We start from the raw sequence: 6,783 nt of genomic DNA on the forward strand, positions 1-6,783 counted from the left end.
AGATGAGCGCCGTGATGAGAATCGACGGCGGGATATCAGTCGTCGCCGCGAGCGTCAGCACGGTCGCGAAAAGTCCGCCACCGCCGAACTGCGCGAGCTTGGCGATGCTGTTCTCGCTGGTCTCGCTGCCGGGCTCGATTTCGATCTTGGGTGCGTTGTCCATGACTGGCTTTCGAATGGGCGTTGACGGGTCGTCGAACGGGAGGCACTAGGCACTTGGCACTAGGCACTGGGGAAAGGTCGGTAGGCAAGAAGCCCCGGGCGGCTCCGCGGCCGCCCGGGGCGCTGCATTTGGCCGCGCTGGACGGTGACCCGTACGGAGCGCGGCCCGCTCACGGGGGTTTTATTAGCGGGAGAAATGGACTCGGAGGCGCTGGCCGCCCCTCGGCCGTGAGTTGCTCGGGGCCGAACGGAAACCAGCGCCTCGTCAGTGTCCCAGTGGAATGTGCGCCTTAGCGCGACCGGATGTAACCGCGCGAAACCATGGCCGCGCGGATCATGAAAGACGATGCCGATGGCGCTCAGCGCGAGAGATGGCGCAGGTCCACGCCACTGATGGCGCCGATGAGCAGGCCCGCCGCCAGTTGCAGCGCGGCCCGTTGCGAGCGCGCCGCCCGGCCCGTGTTGCGCACCACGCCCGTCGCGATCGCGGTCTCGATCGAGCGTTTGAGCCATGCGGTGGTCTTGCTGTCGAGCTTGCCCCCGCGATTCGCCAGGTCGGAGGCGATGTCCGCGATTTCCTGCAGGATGCGCGCCGCATCGGCTGGCGCTTGCTTGAGTTCCTCGGATGCCTCCGAGATGAGTGAGTCGACGAAGTCCTGCATCTGCTGACGCGGGTCGGGCTGCTGGGCTTTGGCCATTGCTGTTCACTCCTGGCTGTGGGTCGGGTGCGGTGGGCGCTGTGGGCGGGGTGGGGGTGCCGAAGTCGAGTTGCCACTGCGCATCGAGGCGCTGCTGTTCTTCGATGAGCAGCGTGCGGGCGCGGAGCGTGCCCCCGGTCAGAGCCGCATCGGCCTCGTAGTACGATCGCACTTCGGGCAGGATCATGCTGTGGCGCGTGATCGTCGCCGTGCAGTACTCGGGGCTGGGCGAATCGCCGCTCGCGGGTCCGTAGATTGCATCGAGGCGCTGCTGGCTCGCGACGAGTTCGAGGCGCGATTCTCGGGCGCGTGCATCGATGTCCGGATCGGCATGGAGGTACGCGGCGTAGTCGGGCAGGATCAGGGCGTGGTTGTCAATCGTCGCGCTCGCGTACGCCTTTGCGGCGGTCTTGGCCGCAGAGCATCCGCCGACGGCGAGCAGCAGCAGCGCGACGATGGCGATCATCGCGATGACGGCGATTCCCTCCGCGTATTCGCGGATGGCTTGCCGTTTCGCGGGAGAGAGTGTGCAACGGCCGTGCGGGGGAGTGTCGCTGGTGGTGATGCAGGGGTACTTGCCGAGACGAATCCGCTTCAGTGCGCTGGTGGCCACGAAACACCATCCTTGGCGTTTCTGCGATCAGGCGGGGTTCACTACGTCCCGTTGGTCCCGATCTGGTGGCCGCGCTTCAAGCGTCGCGGCGATGGGTTGTCAGCGGCCCCGAGGGGCCGGAGGCCGGCGCGTTTCAGTGCGCCGTGCATTCAGCGAATCCAGTAGGCGCGTCCCAATCCGCTGTCAAGCGGTGCCGGATGAGCTACATCGCGATGCTGCCGACGAGAAAGAGCACGAAGATGACCACGGCCGGGACGATGATCCAGAACAAGAACCATGTCATCAGACCCCAGAAAACCCCGCTCGCGATCGTATCCTTGAGCTTCTTCCAGTAGAGCGGCGGCGGCATGATGAAGTCTGGCTGATACGGCTGGAACGGTTGCGGCGGGTACAGGGGCGTGACCTGCGCAGGCGGCTCGTCTGGCGGCGGCGGCGCGTCGCTCGCGTCGCTCGATTCACCGTCCCCGGCAGCGCGGCGCCGGCGGGACCAGGGCGATGCGCTGCTCATTCCCGCAACCGCCTGGGCAGGCCGCTCGTGTCCAACTGCGGCAAGTTCATCGGCCACGACTTCCTCGCAGCGCTGTGCCGACACACCCCGCTTCTCGGCTTCCGCGACCGCCGCGGGGCGATCTTTGGCCTCGACGATGATCGTCGTTTCAAACCCCGAGTCGCGATCGATGCCGGTGATCTTGAACTTGCGCATCAGGACTCCTTTTTCCGCTTCTTCCTTGGGCGTTTTGACTCCTTCGGCCGAAGGGCGGGCATGATAACACGCAGCTCCGGCTCACCTTCTATCACTGGAATGAGGCGCGTCGAAAGATGGGCGACGACGCGCAGTATATGGCGTCGATCGACGAATGGAACTCGGAATGGAAATCCCCCGAGCACTGGGTGGATTTCTAGCGCCTCTCCGTCGCGCGACCAAACGAAGCCGGCCACCCAGTAAGCGTCGTCGTCGTGCGCGATCTCCACGCAGGAGAGCATCCCCGGCGTCATCCGAACCGACGGCGACGCGACGATGAAGTCGCCAGGCTTGAAGTTCGGATGCGCTGGTCGGAATCCCGCGCTCTCGCCGAGTACGAATGTTTGGACGTCCTTCCCGGACAGGCCCAGTGCGCGGCTTATTGCGGCGGTCACTGTGAACTGCGGAAACGCCCTGCCGCACGGTGCCCGGAGGGAACTGAGATCGCTCACGGCCGCGCCCGTGTCCGGCGCCTCGATCGAGAGCGACGCCGGTGGGCTTGAACCGGGTGCATCTTCCAGAACCTGATCCCAATCGATTGATGCGCCGCTGGGAATATCACGCTCTGCGGCCGCCACCGGAAGCCCCGCCAAGACCGATGCCGGCGGCTTTCTCCCGAGTGCGCGGACCAGGCGAATGATCGTCAACTCGGAGACGTACTCAACGCGCTGTCGCTCCAGCCGGTTGATCAATTCACGCGAAAGCCCCGACTCTTCTGCAAGGTCGCCCTGGCTCAATCCGCGCGCCAGCCGCGTCTGGCGAACCCAGGCCGCAAAGTCATCAATCATGCCGTTCTTGTAGCACGGAAGTCCTTGGCTTTTTGTGACTTGTGCAGTAAGATCACAGTTTTGCATAGACTATCACTTGACGGCGTAGGATTGCACACCTAGCGTCGTGGCGTGGGCCGATCGGAATACAACCTCGATGCGATCCGAATTGCGGCGCTCAACAGCGGCCTGACGGACGCGGCCCTTGCGGCGAAGACGGGCCTGCACGTGCAGACCGTCGCCCGCATTCTTCGGGGTGATCGAGTCCGTCGGTCATCACTGTCTGCGTTCGTACGTTCTCTCAAGATCGACCCGTCCTCCGTCATCATTCGCACTCTTCAAGCACCCCCTGCCGAGCAATCAACGGCCGTGCGGGGGGCTGTCCACAACTCGCGCCACGGCCGGAGGTCCGCATGACCGCCGCCGCGTGCGCGTCCATCGATACGTGCCGCCGCACAGCGCGCGGCGGCATTTACCCAAGTGGCGCATCGCACCACAAGACGAGAGAGTCCGGGGCGTTGGCCTCGGCGGCTGGTTCCGAATCCGCACGCCCGTTGCACGTTTTCAACAGGGGCGGAACCGTTTGCGCTGAGTCGTCGCAGGCAGCCTCTAGAAATGGGGTCAGATTGGGTAGCAGCGCCCCGGCCCCTCTCTCCTCTCGCGATGCGTCCTTGCCCCCTACCCAGCGCCCTCATTCCGACGAGATCAGCGCTGAGTCCCACACGCGCGCGGTGACTCGTTGTCCCGCGCTCGAAGGTTCCACGCACGACGCGGCAGTCCACCGGACGCGCCGTGCGTTTTTGCCATCGCGCTGCGCGGCCCATGATCGTCCGCGCAGCGTGTTCTCATCTATGACCCGCCCCGTCGTTGAAGGCTCGCATGTCGCGGGCCGCGCTGGGGCATGCACCAATACCGGAGGCCTGCCGATCGAGGAAAACTCCATTGTCGGTCGAACCAAGGATCGCGCCGAGCGACAGCCCGGCGCGGTCGATTCCCCAGTGCCTGGTGCCCAGTGCCTAGTGCCTGGCTCGACTCATTTCTCCCCTCCGCGCACTGCCGACCCAATCGCCGGCGGTGCGTTTTCGCTGAGCAGCATAGCGGGCGCTCGCCCGCCGCTGCGCTTCAAGCTGCGCCCAAAAGCGCAGCGCTGATCGAGGACCCCGGCATGGACGCCGCAACCCAAAGCGAGATCATGACTGCACTCGCCGAAACGACGGCCCACGACTCGCGGGCCGTCGAACTGCTGCGCACCATCGTCGACGACGAGCAGGGCATCACCCGCCAGCAGCTCGCCTCCCTGTGGGGCGTGTCCGAGCAGGCCGTCTACCTCATGCTCAATCACCGCATCCACATCAGCATCGAGCGCTGGGCGATGCTGTTCGACCAGCTGCGCGATGAGCGCATCATGCGGCTGCTCATCGATCCGACGAAGTACGCCGTGTACAGCCTGCCCGACGTCGGCGCGGGGCGCGACCTGGCGGCGATGACCGAGGCCTTCCTGAAACTCCAGCGCCTGCACAACGACCACGGGCTGTTCGTCGATCGCCTCCTGGGCATCCTGCGGGATCGGCGCGTCGACGGCGACGACGGCGAACTCATCGCGGATCTGCGGCACACGCTGCCCGAGTACATCGCGGTGATCCTGGGCGTGGGCAAGCTCATCGACGCCATGTATGAGGACTGGATCGCGCGCAGCGCCGATGGGCTCAACCGGAAGGCGGTGAGGCGATGAGCGTGATGCCCGAGAGAACTGGCGGCAGCAACTTCATCGCGGCCTACACGGCAGTGATGGCGCTGCAGCCGATCAACCTCGACATCGATCCCTACGTCCGGGGCATGGAAAGGGCGCAACGCTCGATGCGGCGATTCGAGAAGCGTGCGAACCACATCGTGGGTTCGTGGCGCGGCGACGGTGTGCAACCGGCCGAGACGCGGCAGATGCGCCGGGCCAAAGCGCGGAAGGCGGTGAAGCGATGACGTACCGGCAGTGGTTCCGCCAGTACTGCGCCGAGCGTGGCACCGATCTCGATCGGCTCAACGTGCTGCGCGAGGTGACGCGCGGCGCGAGCCGCAAGGGCGGCGGGCTCAAGCGCATCCTCGACATCACGGCCCGCGATTGGCAGCACCAGTTGAAGGCCGAGGCGGCGCAGAATGACGCGAAGCCGGCGAGCGGCGGGAGGGCGGCGTGATGTTTCTCGTGAGGGCCATCGAGTACTTCCCCGACAGTGAAGGCGTTCAAACATTGGAGATGCGGCTGCGCGAGGATGATGCGATCATGCTGGCTCGCTGCATGCGCGACGAGGCCAAAGCGCGCGGGCATTCCGTGACCATCGAGGTTCGCCGGATCGGCGAACGCGTCAAGCACTACTGCGTCGCGGCCCGGAAAACGCGGAGGAGGAGAGCAGGATGAACATGAGCCCGGGTAGCTCAGTTGGTAGAGCGTGTGCATGCAGCGCGGTTCGCCGCGTACACGGACCAAGGTCGCAGGTTCGAGTCCTGCCCCGGGCATTCGTCGGCATCGGCCTCCGCGCTCTCCGCGGCTCCGTGGTGAATGGATCGGAGGATCGATGAGCACCGCGTTGCGAAGAGTTCCCATGCGCGAGCAGACGGCCGCCGACCAGCGGGCCGCGGTGCTCGCCACCGGCGACGCCGGCAGCGTGCCGCGCGAGATCATCCGCCTGGAGTGTCCGACCTGCGAAACCGTCATCGGCCCCGCCGCCGTCGTCGAGTATGCGCGCAACGAGGTGTCGTTCGGCCTCGCCGCGTACATGGCGACGTACTGCCCGCACTGCAAGCACGCGATTACGTTCGTGCTCCAAGTGGATCGATCCAGCGGCAAGCGCGACACAAGGCCGCTGCGCAAGCGCATCCATCGCGGCGAGCACGTCATCAACCGGCTGCTCAGCGAGTACCCGCAGATTCGAGGAGTCCTGCAATGACAGACGAAAATGCCTCTCGTGAGATCACGCTGCATCATGTCGGCGACAGCCGCGTCGATCGACTGCGCATCTTTGCCATGGGCGAAGATCCCAAACAGCACTTCTATGCAATCGTCAACCCTGAAGCGGACGAGACGCTCGAACTCATCGGCTTCCAATCCGGCCCCGTCTGCGAGGTTGGCGTGAACGGCATTACCAACGAGGCGCTGCTGGCCATCGTCATCGATCGCCTGGAGGGCTTCCAGCGCGGACCGATGGCGTGCTTTGAGAATCGTGAAGTGCTGTTTCACGCTCGGAGGGCGTTGACGGCACTCCACGATCGCACCCGCCGCCGCCTCGCCGCCGGCGTCGAGGGAAGGGGCAAGCCGTGAAACCGATTCGCGCCTTCGCGCTGCGCCATCCCAATGGCCGCGTGCCGACCTGTTGCATTCACAGCTGCTCGCGCGAGGTGAGAAGGGCTGCGTCCGGACGCGGCACGTGGCGCAGCATGTATCGGCGAGGCTTTCGTGTCGTCCGCGTTCGCATCGTGTCTGAATCCTGATCTCTCCGTGCCCTCTGTGCCTCAGTGGTGAAGAAATGAATCAAGCCCGACCCATCATCATGGATCACGACTTCGCAGGCTACAACCCGCGCGGCCGCGACTTCATGATGCGCACGCAGACCGAACTGTGCGTGGAGGTCGGCGGCCTGACCTGGTGGCCCGACTATCACTTCTTCTCGGATCGCACGCGCGATGCCGAGGGCAACTGGAATAACGGCCCGCTCGATCTGAGCATCGCCGACAAGTGGCTCGCCTCGTCCGTCGGCGCGCGGCGCCGCGAGTTCAATGGCCTCAACGCCATCGACCTCGAAGGCAAGCATC

General features: G+C 65.3%; 12 protein-coding genes and 1 tRNA gene. 9 read left to right on the plus strand and 4 right to left on the minus strand.

Annotated elements, in window-relative coordinates; translation table 11 throughout:
* The 4 genes from IT430_03910 to IT430_03925 all read right to left on the minus strand — a co-directional run.
* Positions 1 to 163: hypothetical protein (locus tag IT430_03910; protein ID MCC6907065.1), on the minus strand; the 163-nt coding region annotated here is incomplete at its 3' end.
* Between the two features lie 358 nt (positions 164 to 521).
* Positions 522 to 860 (minus strand): hypothetical protein, encoded by a 339-nt coding sequence (locus tag IT430_03915; protein ID MCC6907066.1) that lies wholly within the window; start codon positions 858 to 860, stop codon positions 522 to 524.
* 815 nt (positions 861 to 1,675) lie between these two features.
* Entirely contained in the window at positions 1,676 to 2,176 is a 501-nt protein-coding gene (locus IT430_03920; protein MCC6907067.1) for a hypothetical protein, read from the minus strand.
* Positions 2,176 to 3,003 (minus strand): helix-turn-helix transcriptional regulator, encoded by an 828-nt coding sequence (locus tag IT430_03925; protein MCC6907068.1) that lies wholly within the window; start codon positions 3,001 to 3,003, stop codon positions 2,176 to 2,178. Before IT430_03925 ends, IT430_03920 begins: the two co-directional genes overlap by 1 nt.
* Positions 3,004 to 3,114: 111 nt before the next feature.
* Here IT430_03925 and IT430_03930 point away from each other — a divergent pair, with 111 nt between their 5' ends.
* The 9 genes from IT430_03930 to IT430_03970 form a co-directional block, all read left to right on the plus strand.
* Entirely contained in the window at positions 3,115 to 3,399 is a 285-nt protein-coding gene (locus IT430_03930; GenBank protein ID MCC6907069.1) for a helix-turn-helix transcriptional regulator, read from the plus strand.
* A gap of 748 nt (positions 3,400 to 4,147) precedes the next feature.
* On the plus strand, positions 4,148 to 4,714 hold the full coding sequence (locus tag IT430_03935) for a hypothetical protein (GenBank protein MCC6907070.1): 567 nt from the start codon (positions 4,148 to 4,150) through the stop codon (positions 4,712 to 4,714).
* Between the two features lie 5 nt (positions 4,715 to 4,719).
* On the plus strand, positions 4,720 to 4,959 hold the full coding sequence (locus IT430_03940; protein MCC6907071.1) for a hypothetical protein: 240 nt from the start codon (positions 4,720 to 4,722) through the stop codon (positions 4,957 to 4,959).
* Positions 4,956 to 5,171: a hypothetical protein gene (locus IT430_03945; GenBank protein MCC6907072.1), complete on the plus strand. Its 216-nt coding sequence runs from the start codon at positions 4,956 to 4,958 to the stop codon at positions 5,169 to 5,171. The genes IT430_03940 and IT430_03945 overlap by 4 nt, the downstream gene beginning before the upstream one ends.
* Before the next feature lie 8 nt (positions 5,172 to 5,179).
* Complete coding sequence (locus IT430_03950) at positions 5,180 to 5,392, plus strand: hypothetical protein (GenBank protein ID MCC6907073.1); 213 nt, start codon at positions 5,180 to 5,182, stop codon at positions 5,390 to 5,392.
* Between the two features lie 6 nt (positions 5,393 to 5,398).
* Positions 5,399 to 5,490 (plus strand) — tRNA-OTHER (locus IT430_03955).
* Positions 5,491 to 5,549: 59 nt separating this feature from the next.
* Positions 5,550 to 5,921 carry a hypothetical protein gene (locus IT430_03960; GenBank protein MCC6907074.1) on the plus strand — a complete coding sequence of 124 codons (372 nt, stop codon included), beginning with the start codon at positions 5,550 to 5,552 and terminating at the stop codon, positions 5,919 to 5,921.
* Entirely contained in the window at positions 5,918 to 6,292 is a 375-nt protein-coding gene (locus IT430_03965; protein ID MCC6907075.1) for a hypothetical protein, read from the plus strand. Before IT430_03960 ends, IT430_03965 begins: the two co-directional genes overlap by 4 nt.
* Positions 6,293 to 6,497: 205 nt before the next feature.
* Positions 6,498 to 6,783, plus strand: a 286-nt coding sequence (locus IT430_03970; GenBank protein ID MCC6907076.1) for a hypothetical protein, incomplete at its 3' end; no start/stop codon positions are given.

The sequence above is a fragment of the Phycisphaerales bacterium genome (genome assembly GCA_020852515.1).
Classification (GTDB): domain Bacteria; phylum Planctomycetota; class Phycisphaerae; order Phycisphaerales; family UBA5793; genus UBA5793.

Excerpts from the sequence above, each read along its gene's own strand:
- IT430_03920 (MCC6907067.1), bottom strand. The coding sequence starts at position 2,176 with ATGCGCAAGTTCAAGATCACCGGCATCGATCGCGACTCGGGGTTTGAA.
- IT430_03915 (MCC6907066.1), bottom strand. The coding sequence starts at position 860 with ATGGCCAAAGCCCAGCAGCCCGACCCGCGTCAGCAGATGCAGGACTTC.
- IT430_03935 (MCC6907070.1), top strand. The coding sequence starts at position 4,148 with ATGGACGCCGCAACCCAAAGCGAGATCATGACTGCACTCGCCGAAACG.
- IT430_03940 (MCC6907071.1), top strand. The coding sequence starts at position 4,720 with ATGCCCGAGAGAACTGGCGGCAGCAACTTCATCGCGGCCTACACGGCA.
- IT430_03925 (MCC6907068.1), bottom strand. The coding sequence starts at position 3,003 with ATGATTGATGACTTTGCGGCCTGGGTTCGCCAGACGCGGCTGGCGCGC.
- IT430_03965 (MCC6907075.1), top strand. The coding sequence starts at position 5,918 with ATGACAGACGAAAATGCCTCTCGTGAGATCACGCTGCATCATGTCGGC.
- IT430_03960 (MCC6907074.1), top strand. The coding sequence starts at position 5,550 with ATGAGCACCGCGTTGCGAAGAGTTCCCATGCGCGAGCAGACGGCCGCC.
- IT430_03945 (MCC6907072.1), top strand. The coding sequence starts at position 4,956 with ATGACGTACCGGCAGTGGTTCCGCCAGTACTGCGCCGAGCGTGGCACC.